Source organism: Ferruginibacter lapsinanis, from assembly GCF_020783315.1.
Taxonomy (GTDB): Bacteria; Bacteroidota; Bacteroidia; order Chitinophagales; family Chitinophagaceae; genus Ferruginibacter; species Ferruginibacter lapsinanis.
The window spans coordinates 1,544,610-1,565,886 of record NZ_CP086063.1 but is presented as its reverse complement, the minus strand read 5'-3'; the positions used below and the strand labels follow the sequence as shown (position 1 = coordinate 1,565,886).

Here is a 21,277-nt window from a genome sequence, read left to right as displayed (position 1 = left end):
TATTTTATAACACGAAATTACTACAAAAGGTTCTATTTTAGTGTTGTAAACGTCAACGTAACCATCATTTTACCGATTTCGAAAATGACCATCTGAAACACCACTCAATGCTGGTAAAATTGGGGTGATGGGATACGCAAAACATACTTTCATGCTAAAAATAGAACATATAGGCATCGCTGTAAAGGAATTAGCAACTTCCATACCGCTGTTTGAAAAGCTGCTAAATAGTCATTGCTATAAAACCGAACTGGTAGAAAGCGAGCAAGTAAACACGGCCTTTTTCAAACAAGGGGACACCAAAATTGAGCTGTTGGAAAGCCTGACAACAGATGGCGTTATTTCTAAATATGTTGATAAAAAAGGGGAAGGATTGCACCATATCGCATTTGAAGTAGCCGATATTTATACTGAAATGGATAGATTAAAAAACGAAGGATTCATTTTATTGAACGATACCCCCAAAAAAGGAGCCGATAATAAACTGGTTTGTTTCCTGCACCCAAAGTCTACCAATGGCGTGTTAATTGAATTATGCCAGGAACAGCCCAATCTGCTAAGCTAAATATGGATTGTTCCTTTTTTCCTCTCCGATGGTTGTAGTATCTCCATGTCCGCTGTACACCACCGTTTCCTCAGGCAATACCAATAACTTTTGCCTGATACTGCTTAACAATGTCTGGTGATTACCTCCTGGTAAATCTGATCTGCCGATACTACGCTGAAACAACACATCTCCACCGATTACAAAATTTTGTTTGGCGCAATAAAAGCAAATATGGCCGGGAGAATGTCCGGGAGCTTCGATTACCTTTAATTCATCTTCCCCTAAAAAAATGGAGTCCCCTTCTTTTAGTATGATAAACTCTCCGGCATAATTATCAAAAGGCATGTTGTACATTAAACCGGACGTTGGGGCAAAAGCCAATACCTGTTTTTCTATTTCATGTAGTTGCAGCGTTAGTCCGTAAGTTTCTGCAATAAATTTGTTACCAAAAACATGATCTAAATGACAATGAGTATTAAGCAACATTTTAGGCACCAAACCACTCTTCCCGATAAAGTTCTTGAGTTGTTCCTTTTCTTCATCAAAATAACAACCCGGATCAATGATGATACACTCCTTTGATTCATTAAAGAGTACATAAGTATTTTCCTGAATGGGGCTGAAAACAAAGGATTTGATCTGTAACACTTATTTATAGTTTAGATATTGAGCATTTATTTTAAAACAACTAATTTTATCACAAATTACGTTTATGCAAAATAAAACGATTTTGCCCCAAACATCCAAAGAAGTTAACAACATGAAGACGTTTCATAATAGTATCAAAATTGTTTTTTTATTGCTTATCGCCTCTTGTTCATTACCCATCGCTTCTCAGGCACAGGTAAATGCAGTTGAATTTGGAAGAAACCGCTTACAGTTCAAAAAATTTAAATGGGAATATTATCAAACTAAAAATTTCAATATTTACTTTAATCAAAACGGCCAGGAATTAGCAAAATTTGTGGCACAGATTGCAGAAAGAGAATTACCCGGAATAGAAAGTTTTACAGAGTATAATTTACAAAGAAGAGCTAATATTATTGTATACAATGAATTTGCTGACCTAAAACAATCCAATATCGGATTGGGCACAGACTGGCAAACTACGGGAGGATTAACCAAGTTGGTCAACAATAAAATGGTTGTTTATTTCAATGGAGATCATCAACATTTATTAAAACAAATAAGAGAAGGAATTGCAAAAATACTCACCGACAATGTTTTATTTGGAGATGACTTTGGCGAGATCGCCGGCAATCAGGCCTTGCTGGATCTGCCTCAGTGGCTTACCGACGGCTATATTGCGTTTGCCGGAAACAACTGGAGTACCGAATTAGACGACGAATTAAAAAGCGAATTACTAAGCGGCAACTATCGCAACTTTTACGATTTTGCTTTTGAACAACCATTACTGGCCGGTCATTCTTTCTGGTATTTTATTCAGGAAAAATATAAAAAGGAAAATGTTACTTACCTGCTATACTTGGCACGTATCTACAAAAATTTAAACAAAGCATGCCAACAAGTTTGCAAGAAAAAATTTAGAGACGTATTAGCTGAATTCATGGAATATGAAACAGATAAATATGAAAAAGATATTACCAGGCGCAACAGTTATCCAAAAGGAAAGTCTATTGAAAGTTTTGATATAAATAAGCGTTTGGATTATTACAAGATAAATGTAAACCCAGCGAAAAAAAATAATTCTTACGCAATGGTGCAATATAAAAAAGGCATCACAAGAATCATATTAAATGAAGATTACAATAATACTACTCTTATAAAATACGGTATTCGCAATTATAAAAATGCATCAACAACAGGCTATCCGATTTTAGCCTGGAACCCAAAAGGGACAAGGCTGATGGTTATATATAAAAAAGAAGGAAGAATTAAACTATTTGAGTTTGACACAGAAGTAAGAATCAAAAGATATAAACTTGACCTTACCGACAAATTCGATCAGATACAAGATGTTTCATACTCTCCTTACAACAGTGAATTACTGTTGGTAACAGCCGTCAAAAACGGACATACAGACATTTTTACTTTTTCATTAGATAACGAAAAAGTAAAACAGATCACCAATGATGTGTACGATGATCTGGATGCATCGTTTGTTGCTTTCTCTAACAAGAACGGAATCTTATTCAGCAGTAACAGACCAAGTGCCACCGCTAAAGGAAGTGATACTTCTTTACCAAGTGATAATCATTACAATGTTTTTTTAGTGACCGACTTTGGAGGCAAACCTGAACTCAATCAAATATCTCAGCTATCAAATTTAAAATACGGCAATGCCAGATATCCGATGCAATACAATGCCAATCACTTTACTTTCATCAGCGATGAAAATGGTATTGGCAACCGATATGCCGGTTTTTTCAATACAAAAAGATCGGGATTAGATACACTTGTATTGATCGGCGATGATATTTTGCACAATCCTTCTGCCAAAGAAGTTGATAGCACTTTAACTGCTAACAAAAAGACAGATATAGATTCCATTGCTGTTGTTTCAATTTCTGAAGACTCTGCTTATACATTCCCTTTAACCAACTACCAAAGCAGTGTTGCAGAAACACGAATTGCCGGAGAGAATAACCAGGTTAGTGAGGTCACCAGGCAAAGCGATGAAAAAATTGTATACAAATTAAATATTGATGAGAATACATTAAATAAAAGAAATGTAAAAATGACGCCGACCACTTACATGAAAAGTATAGTGATGGCGGATAAAATTATTAAAGAAGCGGCATTAATTGATACAGTTGCAATTGCCGACACACTTACTAAAAAAGAAGATGTTTTTCAAACAGAATTTGAAAATGAAAAACCTGACAGCAGCCTGCTAGGTAAAACAGTTGGCAGCAACACAAATGATAATGAGAACGTATTGCAAAAAGCAAAATTCTACAAATACAAGCCGGTTAAGTTTTATGTAGACTACGGCGGTGCCGAACTTTTTAACAATGCTATTTTACTAAATAAATACCAACCTTATCAAAATGGTTTAGGCCCGGTTACTTTACAACCCAATACTGTAGTAAATGGTTTTGTAAAATTTGCTGTGTCTGAATTATTAGAAGACACAAAAATTCTTGGTGGCTTCAGAATATCTTCTGATCTAAAAGATCATGAATGGTTATTGAGCTATCAAAATTTTAAACGAAGAATTGATTGGGGCGCCACTTATTATAGAAGTAATCAAGGATTCGGATTTACAATTGGTGGAGGTGGCCCGGTTTACCCCGGCAAAACATTAACTAATTTATATCAGGCGAATGTTAGCTATCCCTTTGATGAAAGTAAAAGACTGCAACTTACTGCAGGAATCAGAAGTGATAGAAATGTTTTTGCAACAATCCCCGATCCCAATCAATCAGACAAACCTTTTATTATACCCGATGTGCATCGTTTATTCCAAACAAGCAGTTTACAATACGTTTATGATAACACATTAAATCCGGCACAAAATATCTGGAATGGTTTGAGATATAAAGCTTTTATAGAATGGAATACTGATATCAGTAAAGAAAAATTTGCCACAGGTAAATTCAATTTCAACTGGGGCTTTGATGTTCGTTATTACTATCCTATTTATCGCAATTTTATTTGGGCGGGTAGAGCAGCTGGGGATTTCAGTTGGGGCAGCCAAAAAACAGTTTATTATTTAGGCGGTGCGGATGGCTGGTTCAAACCATCCTTTAATTCTAATAATACACCTGCTGCGGATCAAACTTATGCTTTCCAATCTTTAGCTGTGAACATGAGAGGTTTCATTCAAAATGTTGCTAATGGCAATAATGCAGTAACGATCAATAGCGAATTTAGATTACCTGTATTTTCTACATTATTTAACCGTCCGATCAACAATGCATTTTTAAGAAACTTTCAATTGATCCAGTTTGTTGATCTGGGCACTGCCTGGAATGGGGGATATAATGGCATTCGCCGACCTGAAAATATTTACGGGGCTCCTCCTGTGCAGGTACGATTAAAAGTGGGTGGGGTTGGGCCTTTTGCCGGAGGCTATGGCTTCGGAGCCAGAAGCACTTTGCTTGGCTACTTTTTAAAATTTGATGTGGGCTGGCCAATGTCGGGAGTATTCAGAGGAAGCCCGGTTAAATATGTTTGTTTGGGATTAGATTTTTAAATCAACATATTTTAAAAGTAACCGCCGGATTATTTGACAATCCGACTGTTACTTTTACGTACCTAACTTGTTTTTTCTGCTACCCATTTCCACCAAAAAGCAACACAGGTAGCATATACAAAAAGATGATACAGATCATCCGATACAGAATGACCATTTCTTACCGTTGCCATCGTAACCGGCACCATGAACATTACTGCTAAGATGGTTACGATATACCCGAATGGATGTATTGGCAAATACACCCAACCCATTTTTTTAAACCATTCTTGTTTCATATATATTATTTTAAAGATGATGTAAGCGTCTGTATGATACAAACCTGCATAGATATAATAAAAAAAGAAATCCTAGTAGCAATCTTTGAAACTGTAGAGTATTCCATTAAACGCATTCATAAATGATCTTTCAATTGTTAATGATTTAATTTCCCGTTAATATTATTTATCCTTCAATATTCGTCTCTCCTCAATACTCAAATACTGTTTTGCAATTCTATTCTCCGGCTTTCTGTCAAATGAGTAAAGAGTTATCAGAAAGAACCATTCTAATGGTTTCATTAGTATATATACAATATCAGACACTAATTTTATGTCGAAGAAATTATAATAACGATGCACCACATCTCCGACTCTGTTATATTGTTTTCTGATTATTTTATGAACAGAGGGAAATGTCTCCTGTACCAATTCTTCAAACGCATTTGAAACCAGTAATTGTCTGTTACAAATGATCTTTCCGCCATTCCTTACTCCATACCGCTGGGGCCTTACAATGTTTGTATGTCCTTTGGCAGCTACCGAACACAAATAATGCCCGCCACACTGTACATTATCACATTTATAATCCCATTGCGAAAGCCCATGTTTGTAAGTGTCTGTAAAAGCTCGAATAAGAGAATCAGGTTTCTGCCCAACGATCAACAGCAATGCCGTTACTACAAAAAGAACGGGTATGCAAAAAATAAAGATAATTGGAAACTTTACAACAGGTTTTAGTTGTAATACCTTCCTTGCTAACCGTTCAATTTTATTTAAATCATTGAGATCAATATCACTATTGCTCTCCATGAAGAGCTGATGGTTTTTCGCAATTGCTAAAATTGATAATAGTATAATGGGTATGTTTCCTAAAAAGACATAAATAGATTCTTCTACATGAATAGCAATAAAAATATTCAACACTATACAAATTATCAACAAAGCATTTGAAACGATCTCAACAATTGGACCTGCCATTTCTTTTCGGAAACTGGAATAAAAATAAGCCAATAAACAAAGCGCAATAACTGTATATATGGTTATTTGATGGTCCGGTGAAAAAGGGGCGCTATCGCCACAACAATTATTAACAGGACCACTTACCAGGTTCAAATACATATAGGGTAATATCAGCATTGAACATACCTCAGTTATCCTTAAAAGCACTGTTCCTACAATTCGTCGTCCGGTAAATACAAATCCTACAAAATCGATCATGGCAATAAATCCGGGAAACCCGAACACTAAAATATATAATCCCATAAAATATTTTTAATGAATGTAACTATAAGGTATTATTTCAATGAATAGCTAAGTGTAGTTTTTGAAAAGCTCTCCTTCACATATGAATCTGCCGCATTCCATGAAAGCCATGAATAGGTTTGTTGTTGTTGTAAAAATACTTTCTTTCTAATTTCAAATACTTCTCTTGGCGTTAATACAGAACGATATAAATATTCCCCTTCACTTCCGGGGATTTTAACTCCGGCTTTGTCCAATACATCCATGTTTTTTTCTAATACAGGCAAGGTCTTATCTGAGAGTGTCAGCAAGAATTTTACATCTAATAATACAGTATTTTTTCTTGCAAGATTATATTTAGCAATTGTTTCATCCCAATGAATACAGGATGCCACCACTAAAACGATGATAGCAAACCATGCATTCACTCTCAATAAATAGTATGTTGTTTTACGTTGATGGATCTTTATAAAAACAGTTATTAATCCCACTAATACAAGCAATAAAAAAACAAGTACTCCAATACGTTTATAAGCCAACCCCATATGTGCTATGTAATAATAATCTCTGAACAATACAGATACGACTAATACTGCATTTTGAAATAACCAGGCATATGCCCCATATTTCAACCACTTATTTTTTTTATAAAAATTCAAATTACCTCTAAAGAAAAAGAGTAATAGCGCCATTGCTAACACGATAGAAAAAATAAGTAGACCTGTGCCTTCATGTACATACTCAGACGGGTTAATATTATTTTTGTAGGTAAACCCAAACCACACATACACAATATCTAAGTAATTGATACAGAACAACAATACATTCAATAACATCAAACTGATAATTCCTGTGATATTTTCATTACGTAAAGCCATCACTCCATTGGCAAAGCGACCCATCAACAGAGAAAGCAGTTCAAACCAATAAGACTTTTTCCATTCCTTCAGATCATTTTTTTGCCTCCATAGGTCATTATGTTTTTTGACATCCAATTCAGAAAAATATGAAATATTACTTCTTAATAAAAGACCTCCTGTTACAAATAAGCCCAGCAATAAAAAACCAAAACGTTGCCAGCTAAACCAGGTAAATAACTTGCTAAAAAAAATTTGCAAGGCAATTCCAACATCATTCATCAAGTCTTGAAAAGCCGCATTGGCAAAATTGTATAATAGAAAAAACACAAAAACTAAAATCAATGGAATGACTAAAAAACGAAACATTTTACCTACCCCCTTTAGCTTAAACTTCCCTTCCCTCATCAATTGTATGTTTTCTAAAAAAGAGTGGATCATCATAATAAAATTAGTAATGGCTGAAGCTCCTGCATACCATACAGAACGGTGCAAGTATTGAGCAAAAACAATTACAAGTAACAGGCTGACGCTAAAGGCCAGTTTGCTTAATAAGGTATTTTGTATCACTACCGCTGCCAGTGTTACAATATGCGCTGCCAGTAACCACTTCATAGTAGGCTGTTTAAGTGAGGTAGGATACAATGCAAACAATGCCGATAAAATAAAGGCTGTAAACAGTAAGGTGTTCAAAGCCATTTTTTCCTGCCAGAATAGTATATTAAATAAAATGGCTCCAGCTGATACCAAAACGATTTTTAAAGATGCTTTTTTCATGTTGTTGAATTTTGTTGTTCTCATTTTTTTACTTGCTATTAGTTACGATCAATTTTATCCTTTAGTGTTTGTGTGGGTTCATAAAGAATATCCACCCACGGCCAGTCAGCAATGAATGCCGATCGCTGCCCCCTTTGATATGCCGATTTGAACTTACTCCAATATTCAGGCATTGTTACATATCCAAACACTACACTTATTAATACCGGAAATGATATATGTCTGTTACCAAGCATAAAACACTGTAAGCAAACTTCTCCTTCATCTGTTGTGTCATAATTGAGCAAAAGATGTTTAATGTCATGCTTTGCATAATAGGGCAAGAGTTTTAGTTTTTTTGTTTCCAGCATATCAATCAGATCTTTACCCAAAGTCGCATCCGGAAATTGTTGCAATTGTTCTTTGGTATAAGGAAATATCTCAGGTCTGCGAATCAGTCGTATAACGGGTAGAGCCAGATTATGAGTAAGATAAACAAGCACTTTTGATCGGATAGTTACTAATAATTTATACATGATCATTTCTCATTTTTATTAATAGATGTGATAGAAGTGTGATGTACCAAAATGGCAATGACGGCATCTATTACAGCAGACAATCCCATAAAAAAATAAAGACCTTTAAACTCATTGTTCAATAGTGTCCGAAAAAGAATAACTGAAATCAACGAAGCAAGAATGCCTGTTCTCAACAAAATGCCAAATAGTTTTTCACTGTTTACACACGCCATAAAGATTATCCAAAAAACAAAAATGCCGGGAGCTGAGAACAACAACGAAAAAACAAGCGCAAGTACAAATGCTCCCGGCCAACTCTCAAACCTACTTCCTGAAAAACTCAATATCGTTGCGCTTAATGCAGCATTGATCAAAGCGGCCACTACCCAAATGGTAAAACTGAATATAATGGTTTGTACAATTTTCATAAATTAAAAGCACTTTGAATTTCAAAGTATAAATACAAAAAAAATTATTTTGTTGAATTGATCATTTTTTCTAATGCAGCAATATGTGCTTTGAACGCTTTTTCACCTGCTTTTGTAACAGCATACGTCGTGTTTGTTTTTCTACCTATAAACCCCTTTTGAACTTTGATCGTACCGCTCTCTTCCAAAGCTTTTAAATGACTGGCCAAGTTACCATCGGTGATACCCAACAACTCTTTCAACTCATTAAAGTTCACTTCCTCATTCACCATTAACGCACTCATTATACCGAGCCGGACACGGTTATCAAAAATTTTATTTAATTGCTCAATTAAATTCATATCCTACTCCTCTCTTTAATAAATTAAATGCCAAAATTATGTCTACTACTATTGCCTTTCATATTTATACCACATTACTATTCCATAAAAAATATGCAATATCCCAAACCCTATAGCCCAAAAATAAAGACCATAACCGATCAACCACAAATTTAATATCCCCAACACCAATTGGCCATAGCCGAGGTAACGAACCTCTCCCAGTGTGTATTTGCTTGCATTGACCAATGCCAATCCGTAAAATATCAAACAACCAGGTGCTACTAATTCAAACTCACCTAACTGCATCAACCTTATCAAAAAAAGCCCCCCAACAGCAATCGGTATAGCCGTATTCCAAAATAAACGAATGGTTGCAGCACCCCACATCGGCGTATTATTTTTTCTGCTGCGTAAATAAGTAAAAAAGAAAGCTGATATAAGAGCTGCTGCAAAAGTTATCAACGCTATCCAGATCAAGTCATTCAATAACTGAAGATCTGATTCTCTCATTAATCTGTTCAATCCGCAATCACCATTTAACCAACAGTTGATCTTTCTTCCGGCAAACCAAGCGCCAATTAAAGCACAGATGCCCGCTGAAATACCGCTGAGTCCGCTTAAACTGATAAAACGACTGCTGCGTTCCATCATCGTTTTGATGTGCTGCAGCTCTTCGAGGGTTTGTTGTTGTTCACTCATAAAAAGCACTTTGAAAAACAAAGTAAACACATAAATTTTACATTTGCAAGAAAATTCTTGATAAATTAAAAAATACCTTTATTCCGAAGATGAGGAAGCTTTAGCAAACTTTACCAGTTGCCAATAAGGAGCCTGGTAACCATTTTGTTGTTTAAACTTTGCGGCAAGTGCTTCTACTTTAGTTTTGGTATTTACATGCATGGCAACAAAGGTTTGATTCTTTAATGCTTGTGTGGCACTCATCCCTTCCGGTATCATACCAGGTTTCCCAAAGATATTCTGTATCATACAATACCCTTTAATGATACGTACAAGTGGCAGCTGCCAGATATTGTAACCAATCTGTTTTCCTTCATTCGCCTTTTCAAGCAATGCATCCATTACCGCATTATCAATATGATCTTTAAACAATGTCTCCGGATCACGCCATTCAGCCACCACTGATAATTGCGGATCATACTCCAAATCAGCTGGCATTTGTGTTACAAAATTTTCTACCCCAAAATCATGCAACCAGTTTACTACACCTTGCGAAGAGATAGTTGAAACAGCCTGCCATAATTGTACACCATTATTTTTATATGTATAAGAGGCCACTTCGGAACAGAACAAAGCGGAGGAGTCATGAAAATTCATTTTAAAATCATAAGGTATATGCCCTTCCAACGCATGTTCATACATTTGTTTAGCAGCCTTTTGCGGCAACATGCTATCTGCCTTTACCGAAGACAAATCTGCTCTTAACCGCATTACCATAAAACGCAATTTTTTATCCTTCACATATTGCTCAACAGAAGAAACAGCCACACCTTTTTCAATATGCGCTTCTATCAGATACGGACGATTGGTCTTTTCTTCTACATAGATTAACGCTACATGAGAAAAATTTCCGGGATAATCATTCCCTCTTGAAATCAGTGCAGATACTTCTGCACCACCTCGTGACACCAACAGATCACCACTATGCACTTCTATCCCAAAAATTTTTGTAGCCGGTGTATAGGATCTTTCAGGAGTTACAAACATAGCGGAGGGAAATTTTACAGTGTCCCTTTGCAACAACACTTCCTCTACTGCCTGACGCATCCCGTACAGCAACGAATAGATCGAATTTCTTGATGCAGGATCATTTACATCCCACTGCCTGGATTGTTGTTTTATAAACACCCTGAAATGGTTGTAGTAATCAATAAAATCTGGCAAAGCCTGTTGTCTTACTGCTACCAAAGGTGCCAAAGAAAAAAATATATTTTGTATCGAAGCCAGATCTGTATCGGTTGCTGCAACAGTTTTATTTTGAAGAGCTACTAATTTAGTATTCAATACCTGATTGAGTGATTGAATACCTGAATCAAGTGTAGCTACAGAACTTTGCCTGGCTTCCCTGAAATTTTCCTCTAACTGCAGCCATAAAGCATCACTCTTCCATTCAAATGGTTGCTGAGAAGGCTGAACTATTTTATTATTGTTGCCCATGTCGGGGATCAATAATACCAGATACAGAACAACAGCTACTATAATGGTACGAAGACTAACCTTTTTTAATGTTGTCATAAATAATGAGGATTGCTCTTATTAAGCGGTCAATAACTGAATGATCTTTACACAGGCAATTTTTATTTCTTCTTCACTTATCGTCAATGGAGGTGCGATACGCAAGCAATTGCTGGCAAATAAAAACCAATCAGTAAATACACCTTCCAGAATCAGGGCATCAATTAGTTTTTTATTGGTATCAAAATCTTTAAAGGCAACTGCAATCATCAAACCACAACTGTTTACTGATAGAATTGCAGGATGCTTCAATAATGAAACAAATAATTGTTCTCTTTCCTTTACTGCATCTACCAGTTTTTCTTCCAGCAATATATTAAATGCAGCCAACCCTGCGGCACAACAAACAGGATGCCCACCAAAGGTATTGATATGCCCAAGCACAGGATTATGTGATAACGAATCCATTATTTTTTTATCGGCAACAAAAGCACCTAAAGGCATTCCTCCTCCCAACGCTTTGCCCAACAATAATATATCCGGCACAATATTGAATTGTTCAAATGCCCATAAAGAGCCATTTCTGCCAAAGCCACATTGTATCTCATCCAATATAAACAAAGTCCCGGTCTCTGTACAGCGTTTACGCAATGCCGTAAGCCATTCCTTTTCAGGTGTAATTACTCCGGCTTCTGCCTGCACTGTCTCTGCAATAACACAGGCTGTTCGGTCAGTAATATGCTCCAGGTCTTCGAGTGAATTATAATTGAGTTGCCTGGTATCGGGCAATAACGGACGAAAAGCATTTCTCCAATACTCATCTCCCATTATACTTAAAGCTCCTTGTGTGCTCCCGTGATATGAATTTTTAAAAGAAATGATCTCTGTTCTACCAGTAAATCTTTTTGCCAATTTCATAGCCCCTTCAGTAGCTTCGCTGCCACTGGCAGTAAAAAAAACAGCATTAAGTGATGAGGGTAAATACTGTGTCAATTTTGTCGCATAGGCTACCTGCGGACTTTGCACCAACTCTCCATACACCATAATGTGCATGTAATCATCTAATTGCCTTTTAATGGCCTCAATCACTTTTGGATGCCGGTGCCCCACGTTGCAAACACTAATGCCACCAATCAGGTCAATATATTCTTTCCCGTCTACGTCATAGAGTTTGCAACCCTCTGCCTTCACAATTTCTAATGCCAACGGAGCTTCGGAGGTTTGTCCTACATGTTGAAGAAATAAGCTACGATTATTCATAAGTAACAAATTTCGTGAAGAAAGTTTGATATTTGTAGTACAAGGCAAAAAAGTAATTACACTTTTCCGTTTTCACTTTCGAATTCGGACTTTGCTGAATAAAGATTTACTGTACAAGAGTGCGACGCCAATGAAGCTAAATAGCTATTCTGAAGCCGGGCTCAAAAAAAAAACAAAAATTATGGCTTTAATTCTTCCGGTAAAAGGTGTGCTGCCGCAAATGGGTGGCAACTGTTTTATAGCTCCCAATGCCACCATTGTGGGTGATGTAATAATGGGTGATGACTGTAGTGTATGGTTCAATGCGGTGATCCGTGGAGATGTAAATAGTATCCGTATGGGCAACAAGGTAAATGTGCAGGATGGGGCAGTTATTCATTGTACTTATGAAAAAACCAAGGCCATTATTGGAAATAATGTTAGCATCGGACACAATGCAATTATACATGGATGCGTTATAGAAGACAACGTGTTGATCGGTATGGGGTCGATTGTGATGGATAATGTAAAAGTTGGCTCTAACAGCATAATAGCTGCGGGGGCTGTGGTACTCGAAAATTCAGTGGTTGAACCGGGGAGCATTTGGGCAGGAGTTCCTGCAAAAAAAGTAAAAGACATCAGCCAAAACTTGATAAGTGGCGAGATTGACCGGATTGCCAATAATTATTTAATGTATAGTGGTTGGTTCAAGAACGTTTAAAAGGTTTAACGTTTGATGGCATTGGGTTTAAAAGAAAATTTTTATCTTTACTACATGAAAAAAATTATTGTTGCAGCGGTTTGTATTTCTTTAATAGGCAGTTTAAACAGTTGTTCTGTTTTTAGAAAAAAAGAGAAATACGGTTGTCCGGGTAGTCCGCAAGCAGGGCAGTTAACTACTGACCAAAGAATTGCATCCGGAGAAAATGTAAAACAGAAAAAAATGAGAGTCAAGACGGGTAATGTGTGGAGAGGGCAATAGACAGAAACCAATAAAATCCTAATACCATGAGTTACCAATTACAAAATCAATATGGCAACACCGAAGCCGTGATTGATGACAATTGTGGCATTTCAAAGTTCTACGCCATTGCTGAAACATTAGCTGCAACCCTCAGAGTGAAATTCCTAAACCAGGTAGATGATGCAGAAGTATTAAACTGGGATTTTAAATACAAGAAACAGTTTTTAACGCTGCACTATAACATCTTCAACGGGGTATCTATATTCCCTCATCATGTAAAAAATGTAAAGGAAGAAAATAATGCAGTGATGGAGATCGCTCATTTTTTAGAGCGTAGGGCTTACTAGATCAATATGATTTTTCTTCGATCTTTTCAAGGATGTTACAATAACTGATGTAACGATCCATATGTATTGTGCCGTTTTCAACGGCACTTTTTATTGCACATTTTTTTTCATTGATATGCATACAATTATTGAACTGGCATTCATTGATCAATTGCCTCATTTCAGGGAAATAATGCGATAGCTCTTGCTTTGGAATATCTACCAATCCTAATTCTCGAATGCCGGGTGTATCAATTATTCTTCCGCCAAAAGGCAGATCGAACATTTCTGCAAAAGTGGTAGTATGCATTCCTTTTCCGCTCCAGTCGCTTACTTCCAACGTTTTTAAATGTAATTCAGGAAAGATAATATTAATGAAAGAAGATTTCCCCACTCCGGAATGACCACTCAATAAAGTGGTTTTATCTTTTAATAAGTTCTTAACTTCTTCAACTCCCACATTTTTTTCGATGCTCATGCTCATCACTTTGTAACCGATCGATTCGTAGATAGATTTTACTTCGGTAAATTTTTCGGTTTCTTTCTCTCCGTACAGATCTGATTTATTAAATACAATGATGGAAGGAATATGATATGCTTCGGATGTAATTAAAAAACGATCGATAAAACCCTGGGACGTTTTGGGGTCTTTTAATGTAGCAAACAGCAAACTCTGATCTAAATTAGATGCGACAATATGATGTTGATTTTTATTATGCGGAGAGATACGGGTGATATAATTTCTTCTCTGTTCAATGTTGATGATCGTTAAAGTATTTTCTAACTCATTTTCCATTTCTGCTATCACTACGTCTCCAACTGCAATAGGATTAGTGGAGGTAATATTACCGATCTTTAATTTACCTTTTATACGGGCATTAAACATCTTTCCCTCATCATCTTTAACAATGTACCAACTACCGGTGCTTTTATAAACTGTTGCTCTCATTTTCACTAATTAAAAAAATTACACAGATTACACGAATTAGTAATCACGGGTTTAACCGATATTAACTTAAATACTTCCCTACTATTGGAACACGTCTTCCTACGCCAAATGCTTTGGGTGATACACGTATGATCGGACAAAATTGATTTCGTTTGTATTCATTCACATTTACCATTTTCAATACCCTGTCAACCAGTGCGGCATCAAAACCTTGCGCTTTTATTGCTGCCGGCCCCTGCCTACATTCGATGTATTGATATAAAATTTTATCCAATATTGAATAATCAGGCAAAGAATCTGAATCTTTTTGACCTGGCCTCAGTTCTGCAGAAGGTGCTTTGGTGATGATATTATTTGGAATGATCTCTTTGTCTCTGTTGATATACTTCGCCAATGCATACACCTGTAACTTGTAGCAATCTCCTAATACACCGATGCCGCCGGCCATATCACCATATAACGTACCATAGCCTGTCGCCAGCTCGCTTTTGTTAGAAGTGTTCAACAAAATATACCCGAATTTATTAGCAATGGCCATCAATAAATTTCCTCTTGTTCTGCTTTGAATATTTTCCTCGGCCAGGCTAAACGGCAGTTCGTTGAAAATAGGTTTCAGTTCAGTTAAAAAACTTTCATAAATATTTTTTATCGGCACTATATCATAAGGGTTGCCTAAATTTTTACTCAATTGCTCTGCATCATCTACTGAATGGTTAGTAGAATATTGCGAAGGCATCAGTATCGCTCTTACATTTTCTGCTCCCAATGCACTGCAAGCCAATGCCAGCACAACTGCACTATCTATACCACCACTACTACCTAGAATAGCTTTAGAAAAATTCATTTTAGAAAAATAATCTCTGATACCCATTACCAATGCATCATGTATATGCCCAATGTTCAACCGTTCATCGAGTACGACTGGATTCAATTCTTTATCAGGAATTTCTGCAGCATATTTAACAACAGCTCCATCGATCATACCATCATCCTGCAGCATAAAAGATTCCAATGATGTTTCAAACAATGGTAATTGTCCGCAAAGATTGGCTGCCTTATCAAAAACAAGCGATGCCCCATCAAATACAATTTCAGTTTGACTCCCTACTGCATTGCAATAAAACATCGGTAGTTTATATTTCAACACATTCGCCTTAATAATGGCCATCCTGTCTTGCTCATGTGTATAATCAAATGGAGATGCAGATATATTGATCATCATATCCGGATGATGTTCCATTAATTTGTCCATTGGACATATCCGGTATAATGGATTGTTGCCCAAATTCCAAATATCTTCACAAATAGTAATCGCTATTTTCTTACCCTTGTATTCAACAATATCCCATTCATAAGCCGGCTCAAAATACCGATACTCATCAAACACATCGTAGGTTGGTAACAATGTTTTATGAGCAATATGTTGCACCTGCTTATTATTCAAAAAATAAGCGGCGTTAAAAAGATCCTTCCCTTCCTTGATCGTATTTCTGTCCGGTGCACCAACGATCACCGCTATGCCATCCGCATACACTTTGATTGCATCGATGGCTGCATAACATTTATTAATAAAATCATCGAATTCTAAAAAATCTCTCGGAGGATAACCGCAAACACACAATTCGCTAAACACAATTATATCACCTCCCTGCTGCTTGGCTTCTTCGATAGCGCAAATAATTTTTTGCGTATTACTTTCAAAATTGCCGATGTGATAGTTTTGTTGTGCTAAAAATATTTTCATGCCTCTTTTCCTTAAAGGAGAATATTTACGTTTCGTTTACAAATGATTCTATTACTTTGTAAAGTTAAATCATTCAACAATGCGATCATTACTTGCTTTATTTATAAGTGTTTTAGCCTTTTCCTGTAACAACAGCAGTAAAACGCCTGACGTATCAAATATTAAAGTAGAACTTTCTACAAAAAGATTTGAACAGGAGTTATTCAAAATAGATTCAGCAAACTTATCTACGCAACTAGAACAGCTGATTGCCAAATACCCTTCTTTTGGAGAAAATTATCTAAGTACAATTTTAGGTGCAGACCCCAGATGGCCGATGGATAGCACAGCTGCATATGTTGGGGGCTTTATTAATTCGTACAAATATTTGTACGATACAAGCCAATTGATCTTTAAAAATTTCGACCGATACGAAAAAGAAATAAAGAAAGGGCTGCAATTCGTAAAATATTATTTTCCTCAGTACAAAACCCCAAACAAAATAATAACCTATATCGGACCGGTAGATGGATACGGAGATATCTTAGCCGACGATGCTTTCCTGGTTGGCTTACAGCAACATCTTGGTAAAACCTATTCGCTATACAAATCTACTTTGGTACAGGAAACTTATGCTGAATATATCTCTAACAGATTTGAACCGGAGTATATTTCAATTAATTGTTTAAAAAATATTACAGACGATCTTTTTCCTGAGAAAAATGAAGACAAGCCTTTGGTCAATCAAATGATTGAAAAAGGGAAACGATTATATCTGTTAAGTAAATTTTTGCCCGATGTTGATGAATACAAACTAATCGGTTATACTAAAGAACAACTGGCTGATTGTTACAATCATGAAGCGGTAATATGGGATCTGTTTGTAAAAAATTCTTACCTGCAGGTAACAGATAAAAATATTACCAAGAACTATGTTGACGAAGGCCCAAAAACTCAGGAATTGGGAGAAAAGGCTCCAGGTAATATAGGCTCTTTTTGCGGATGGCAAATTGTAAAAAAATACATGGAGAAGCACAATGAAATAAGTTTACCACAATTAATGGCAACAGATGCTGAAACTATTTTTCAGGAAACTAAATATAAGCCTTAAGCAGCTTTTCCTTGAACCTGCACCATTTCAACTGGCTTCTGCCCTAATGATTTCATTACCCTGAAATGTGATGCCAATGCTTCCCACATTCCATCGTATTTGTTGTAAGGCAGATTATACTCTTTACATTTTTCCATCACAATCTTACTGATGGCAGGATAATGTATGTGGCTTATACGAGGAAATAAATGATGTTCAATCTGATAATTCAATCCTCCTACAAACCATGAAATAGCTTTGTTACCCATTGCGAAATTTGCAGTAGTTCTCAGTTCGTGTTCTGCCCAGGCTGTTTCTAAATGTTTTGTTTCATCCAAAGCCACATTTTCAAATTCAGTTATTTCTACCACATGTGCTAATTGAAATACCAGAGACAATGTAAGGCCCATCACTGCGTGAGCAATGAAGAAACCTGCAAGCCAAGGTAAAAATCCGAACTTAATGATAGGAAGTACAATATAAAAAGTCAGGTATCCTGATTTGGTAAGCCAGAAAACAATTTTATTTTTTAACGACATTTTCCACGCTTCTGTTGTATAAATTTTTCGTGAAAAATATTTAGTGAAATCCATGATGAATATCCAGAAAATAGAAGACAATGCATAGATAGGTACTAAATATAAATGCTGGATCTTATGTGCCGGCACCCATTTTTGTGTTTCACATTGACGAATGATCGGGCTTTTTGCAATATCATCATCTATACCGTCTACGTTAGTATATGTATGGTGAATGATATTATGTTTTTGTTTCCAGAAATAAGAGTTAGCACCAAGAAAGTTGGCAGATAGACCAATGGCATCATTCAATAACGGCCTGGTACTGTAACTGCCGTGATTGGCATCATGCATCACACTAAAACCAATACAGGCAAATGTGAAACCTAACAACGCACATAATAAAACCGCAGGTAATGCTGGCACATTCAATAACATTAAAGCGGAATACGCTGCTATAGCAGTGCCTATAAGAATAACCGATTTCAGATACAATCTGTAGTCGCCTGTTTTTTTAATCTTATTGTCTGAAAAATATTTATCGACGGATATTTTTAAACTTTGATAAAACTCATTATTTCGGTTGTCGAAAGTGACTTTGGCCATACAAAAGTTATGTGTTAAAAATGATTAAAACAGGATGTTGATTTATGATGCTAAGGTACGCCATTATAGCTTATTAATCTAATTCATCTTATACGGAACCATCATCTCAAAAGCTGGAATGATCACTTCAAATTGCTTTTGATTACTGATATTTTCCATAGTATAAGTACCCTGCATTTTCCCCATCTCCGTACGTAAATTACAACCACTTACATATTGATAATTTTCGCCGGGATTTATTTGAGGTTGCACACCTACAACTCCTTCACCCTCAACCTCTCTCAGGCTACCATTCGCATCATGAATATGCCAGCATCTTCTTAATAATCTTACAGAAAAATTGTTATTATTCACTATAGTAATGCGGTACGCAAACATAAACTCACTGTTTACAGCATTGCTGTAATCGGGTTGAAAAAAGACCTCAACACTAATTTTAATGCCTTCGGAAACTTGTGAGACCATTTTATGATGGGTTTATTGTAAAAATAACTGAAAAAATCTATCTTTCGTTGTAAATTGAAACAACATTTATGTTAAAGACAATTCTATTCTATGCCGATAAAAACTCATAAATACACCAATGGAGAAATTACTGTATTGTGGCAACCCGATATCTGCATTCATTCTGCTATCTGCTTTAAAGGACTAGCTGAGGTTTTTGACCCACGAAGAAAACCATGGATCGACATGAATCAGGCTGATACTGAACGTATTATCGATCAGGTAAAGAAATGTCCGAGTGGGGCGATCAGCATTATAGAGAAGAAAAATTAAGTATTGATCAACCGATCTTTTTAGCTCCGGAATAACCATTTTTGAGGAACCATTGGATAACTTTGTCCCTGTTATCTCCTTGCACAATGATTTCTCCATCTTTTACAGAACCTCCTGTACCACAGAAAGTTTTTAACTTTTTGCCAAGTTCTTCCATGTCACTTGTTATACCTACAAAACCCTCTACAAGCGTTACAGCTTTACCTGCTCTGTGCTTTTTATCCAGTCTTACTTTTATTTTTTGCTGAGCTGGTAATAAGGTTTCTTGTTCTTCCTCATTAACTGACTCCGGTTTAAAATTCGGATCAGTTGAATACACCAGCCCGCCAAATGAATTTATTTTTTTTCCTGCCATTATATTTATTTTAAAGAGTCATCAAATTAATACTGCCTTCAAACTCAAGTCCAGGCTCCTGGCCTGGTGAATGACCGCTCCACTGCTGATGTAATCAACTCCTGTAGCAGCATAGGTTTCAATATTTGACAAATTAATACCACCACTTGCTTCTGTTTCATATTTGCGATTGATAATTTTTAATGCTTCGCTGATCTTTTCAGGAGTAAAATTATCCAACATGATACGATCAACTTTCCCTGTATTCATCACCTCTTTAACATCATCAATTGTTCTGGTCTCTACCTCGATCTTTAATTGCTTGTTATGCTTTTGTACATAGTCGTAAGCTTTATCAATCGCTTTCTTTATTCCACCGCAATAATCAATATGATTGTCTTTCAACATGATCATATCATACAAACCAAACCGGTGGTTTACGCCACCCCCGATACGAACAGCTTCTTTTTCTAACAACCTGAAATTAGGCGTGGTTTTTCTGGTATCCAGTAATTGGGTGGTGTATCCTTGCAATTTATCAGTGTAAAGCCTGGTCAAAGTAGCAATACCACTCATTCGCTGCATTGTATTAAGCACCAGTCTTTCACATTGCAAAATAGTATGCACTCTTGCCTCCACCTCAAAAGCTATTTCACCATATTTCATTGTATCGCCATCTTTTTTAAATGCCGTAAAAATGACGTCGGGCTGCATATAATAAAATATTTTTTCTGCAACAGTTACCCCTGCCAATACCCCTGCCTCTTTAATTTTCAATACCGCTTTCCCTTTTGCCTGTGCATCAATACTTGACAAGGTAGAATGATCTCCATCTCCTATATCTTCTGCCAAAGCATTTTTAATCAATGTATGTAATTGCTCTTCGTAATTCATCATCTGCAAATCTATTAAAAATAAAAGTCGACAGGGTATCCTGTCGACTTATTTAAAAAAATATGGTTATTGATCAGTTATCTGTTCTCGAATCTCAACTCCTGCAGCACTTGCACATCTGCTTTTTGTTTCATAAAGATCGTTGTGCGATAAGTACCATTTTTGGATTTAAGTGTTCCTATGCAGTACTGAGATCCTCCGTTTTCGCCTTTATGGATAATATCAAACCCTTTAATACTGTTTGTAGTAAAAAAATCTTTTAAAACCAATGCAGCCTGACTACGGCTATAGCTATTACTCTTGTCGGGCATACTTATCTCTACATTAGTATCAAAAAATTTTGCCACTTCGTTATAATTACCTGCTTTCATCGCATCTACTACATCATCAATACCCGACTGTATGGTAAAAGATGAAATGATAGCTACTAATGATATATATGTAATAATTCTCTTCATAAAATCCTGTTTGTTTCTAATTATTTTACTAAAAACGTGCCAACCTGTGTTAAAAATACATTTTTAGTGCTCCTATTTGTACACAAAAGATAAGAAGCTTTTATTAAAACAACTAA

24 protein-coding genes are annotated in these 21,277 nt (G+C 36.2%); 7 read left to right on the top strand and 17 right to left on the bottom strand.

Annotated features, from left to right (window positions below; genetic code table 11):
• Positions 1-151: 151 nt before the first annotated feature.
• Entirely contained in the window at positions 152-565 is a 414-nt protein-coding gene (mce, locus tag LK994_RS06825) for a methylmalonyl-CoA epimerase (RefSeq protein ID WP_229762150.1), read from the top strand.
• Here the strand turns inward: mce and LK994_RS06820 are convergent.
• A complete protein-coding gene (locus LK994_RS06820; RefSeq protein ID WP_229762149.1) occupies positions 557-1,195 on the bottom strand; it encodes an MBL fold metallo-hydrolase in 639 nt (212 codons plus the stop codon). The two genes, mce and LK994_RS06820, sit on opposite strands and share 9 nt — an antisense overlap.
• A 112-nt stretch (positions 1,196-1,307) precedes the next feature.
• Here LK994_RS06820 and LK994_RS06815 point away from each other — a divergent pair, with 112 nt between their 5' ends.
• Positions 1,308-4,706: a ShlB/FhaC/HecB family protein gene (locus LK994_RS06815; protein ID WP_229762148.1), complete on the top strand. Its 3,399-nt coding sequence runs from the start codon at positions 1,308-1,310 to the stop codon at positions 4,704-4,706.
• 62 nt (positions 4,707-4,768) lie between these two features.
• Here the strand turns inward: LK994_RS06815 and LK994_RS06810 are convergent, their stop codons facing one another.
• The 9 genes from LK994_RS06810 to LK994_RS06770 form a co-directional block, all read right to left on the bottom strand.
• Positions 4,769-4,984 carry a hypothetical protein gene (locus tag LK994_RS06810; protein WP_229762147.1) on the bottom strand — a complete coding sequence of 72 codons (216 nt, stop codon included), beginning with the start codon at positions 4,982-4,984 and terminating at the stop codon, positions 4,769-4,771.
• A gap of 162 nt (positions 4,985-5,146) precedes the next feature.
• The gene (locus LK994_RS06805; protein ID WP_229762146.1) at positions 5,147-6,229 is read right to left on the bottom strand and encodes a DUF6688 domain-containing protein; all 1,083 of its coding nucleotides are present in this window, start codon (positions 6,227-6,229) and stop codon (positions 5,147-5,149) included.
• Positions 6,230-6,261: 32 nt separating this feature from the next.
• The gene (locus tag LK994_RS06800; RefSeq protein ID WP_229762145.1) at positions 6,262-7,842 is read right to left on the bottom strand and encodes a DUF4153 domain-containing protein; all 1,581 of its coding nucleotides are present in this window, start codon (positions 7,840-7,842) and stop codon (positions 6,262-6,264) included.
• 38 nt (positions 7,843-7,880) lie between these two features.
• Positions 7,881-8,357 (bottom strand): hypothetical protein, encoded by a 477-nt coding sequence (locus LK994_RS06795; protein ID WP_229762144.1) that lies wholly within the window; start codon positions 8,355-8,357, stop codon positions 7,881-7,883.
• A 2-nt stretch (positions 8,358-8,359) separates the two neighbouring features.
• Entirely contained in the window at positions 8,360-8,767 is a 408-nt protein-coding gene (locus LK994_RS06790) for a hypothetical protein (protein ID WP_229762143.1), read from the bottom strand.
• A gap of 44 nt (positions 8,768-8,811) precedes the next feature.
• Positions 8,812-9,108, bottom strand: a complete 297-nt coding sequence (locus LK994_RS06785) for a winged helix-turn-helix domain-containing protein (RefSeq protein WP_229762142.1) — start codon at positions 9,106-9,108, stop codon at positions 8,812-8,814.
• Between the two features lie 48 nt (positions 9,109-9,156).
• The gene (locus tag LK994_RS06780; RefSeq protein WP_229762141.1) at positions 9,157-9,789 is read right to left on the bottom strand and encodes a hypothetical protein; all 633 of its coding nucleotides are present in this window, start codon (positions 9,787-9,789) and stop codon (positions 9,157-9,159) included.
• Positions 9,790-9,867: 78 nt separating this feature from the next.
• Positions 9,868-11,343: a YiiX/YebB-like N1pC/P60 family cysteine hydrolase gene (locus LK994_RS06775; RefSeq protein ID WP_229762140.1), complete on the bottom strand. Its 1,476-nt coding sequence runs from the start codon at positions 11,341-11,343 to the stop codon at positions 9,868-9,870.
• Between the two features lie 21 nt (positions 11,344-11,364).
• Positions 11,365-12,543 carry an aspartate aminotransferase family protein gene (locus LK994_RS06770; protein WP_229762139.1) on the bottom strand — a complete coding sequence of 393 codons (1,179 nt, stop codon included), beginning with the start codon at positions 12,541-12,543 and terminating at the stop codon, positions 11,365-11,367.
• Positions 12,544-12,724: 181 nt separating this feature from the next.
• On the opposite strand from LK994_RS06770, the gene LK994_RS06765 reads away from it, so the two are divergent.
• Genes LK994_RS06765 through LK994_RS06755 form a run of 3 tightly spaced genes read left to right on the top strand, consistent with a single transcriptional unit; the run spans position 12,725 to position 13,833 of the window.
• Positions 12,725-13,243, top strand: coding sequence for a gamma carbonic anhydrase family protein (locus LK994_RS06765; protein WP_229762138.1), 519 nt, complete (start codon positions 12,725-12,727; stop codon positions 13,241-13,243).
• A gap of 54 nt (positions 13,244-13,297) precedes the next feature.
• A complete protein-coding gene (locus LK994_RS06760; RefSeq protein ID WP_229762137.1) occupies positions 13,298-13,504 on the top strand; it encodes a hypothetical protein in 207 nt (68 codons plus the stop codon).
• Positions 13,505-13,530: 26 nt separating this feature from the next.
• The gene (locus tag LK994_RS06755; protein ID WP_229762136.1) at positions 13,531-13,833 is read left to right on the top strand and encodes a hypothetical protein; all 303 of its coding nucleotides are present in this window, start codon (positions 13,531-13,533) and stop codon (positions 13,831-13,833) included.
• 1 nt (position 13,834) lies between these two features.
• Here LK994_RS06755 and rsgA read toward each other — a convergent pair whose 3' ends face one another.
• Together rsgA and LK994_RS06745 are read right to left on the bottom strand one after the other, a co-directional pair.
• Complete coding sequence (gene rsgA, locus LK994_RS06750) at positions 13,835-14,761, bottom strand: ribosome small subunit-dependent GTPase A (protein ID WP_229762135.1); 927 nt, start codon at positions 14,759-14,761, stop codon at positions 13,835-13,837.
• A 61-nt stretch (positions 14,762-14,822) separates the two neighbouring features.
• The gene (locus LK994_RS06745; RefSeq protein ID WP_229762134.1) at positions 14,823-16,505 is read right to left on the bottom strand and encodes an NAD+ synthase; all 1,683 of its coding nucleotides are present in this window, start codon (positions 16,503-16,505) and stop codon (positions 14,823-14,825) included.
• Positions 16,506-16,584: 79 nt separating this feature from the next.
• On the opposite strand from LK994_RS06745, the gene gldB reads away from it, so the two are divergent.
• Positions 16,585-17,595: a gliding motility lipoprotein GldB gene (gldB, locus tag LK994_RS06740; protein ID WP_229762133.1), complete on the top strand. Its 1,011-nt coding sequence runs from the start codon at positions 16,585-16,587 to the stop codon at positions 17,593-17,595.
• Here the strand turns inward: gldB and LK994_RS06735 are convergent.
• Both LK994_RS06735 and apaG read right to left on the bottom strand, forming a co-directional pair.
• Positions 17,592-18,698, bottom strand: coding sequence for a fatty acid desaturase family protein (locus LK994_RS06735; RefSeq protein ID WP_229762132.1), 1,107 nt, complete (start codon positions 18,696-18,698; stop codon positions 17,592-17,594). The genes gldB and LK994_RS06735 overlap by 4 nt on opposite strands.
• Before the next feature lie 78 nt (positions 18,699-18,776).
• The gene (gene apaG, locus LK994_RS06730; protein WP_229762131.1) at positions 18,777-19,163 is read right to left on the bottom strand and encodes a Co2+/Mg2+ efflux protein ApaG; all 387 of its coding nucleotides are present in this window, start codon (positions 19,161-19,163) and stop codon (positions 18,777-18,779) included.
• 90 nt (positions 19,164-19,253) lie between these two features.
• Between apaG and LK994_RS06725 the strand changes: the two genes are divergently transcribed.
• Entirely contained in the window at positions 19,254-19,475 is a 222-nt protein-coding gene (locus LK994_RS06725) for a (4Fe-4S)-binding protein (protein ID WP_229762130.1), read from the top strand.
• 7 nt (positions 19,476-19,482) lie between these two features.
• On the opposite strand, the gene LK994_RS06720 is transcribed toward LK994_RS06725, so the two are convergent.
• The 3 genes from LK994_RS06720 to LK994_RS06710 all read right to left on the bottom strand — a co-directional run bounded on the left by LK994_RS06720 (position 19,483) and on the right by LK994_RS06710 (position 21,161).
• Complete coding sequence (locus tag LK994_RS06720) at positions 19,483-19,830, bottom strand: translation initiation factor (RefSeq protein WP_229762129.1); 348 nt, start codon at positions 19,828-19,830, stop codon at positions 19,483-19,485.
• A 21-nt stretch (positions 19,831-19,851) separates the two neighbouring features.
• Positions 19,852-20,706, bottom strand: a complete 855-nt coding sequence (gene nadC, locus LK994_RS06715) for a carboxylating nicotinate-nucleotide diphosphorylase (RefSeq protein ID WP_229762128.1) — start codon at positions 20,704-20,706, stop codon at positions 19,852-19,854.
• Positions 20,707-20,780: 74 nt separating this feature from the next.
• A complete protein-coding gene (locus tag LK994_RS06710; protein ID WP_229762127.1) occupies positions 20,781-21,161 on the bottom strand; it encodes a DUF4783 domain-containing protein in 381 nt (126 codons plus the stop codon).
• Between the last annotated feature and the right edge of the window lie 116 nt (positions 21,162-21,277).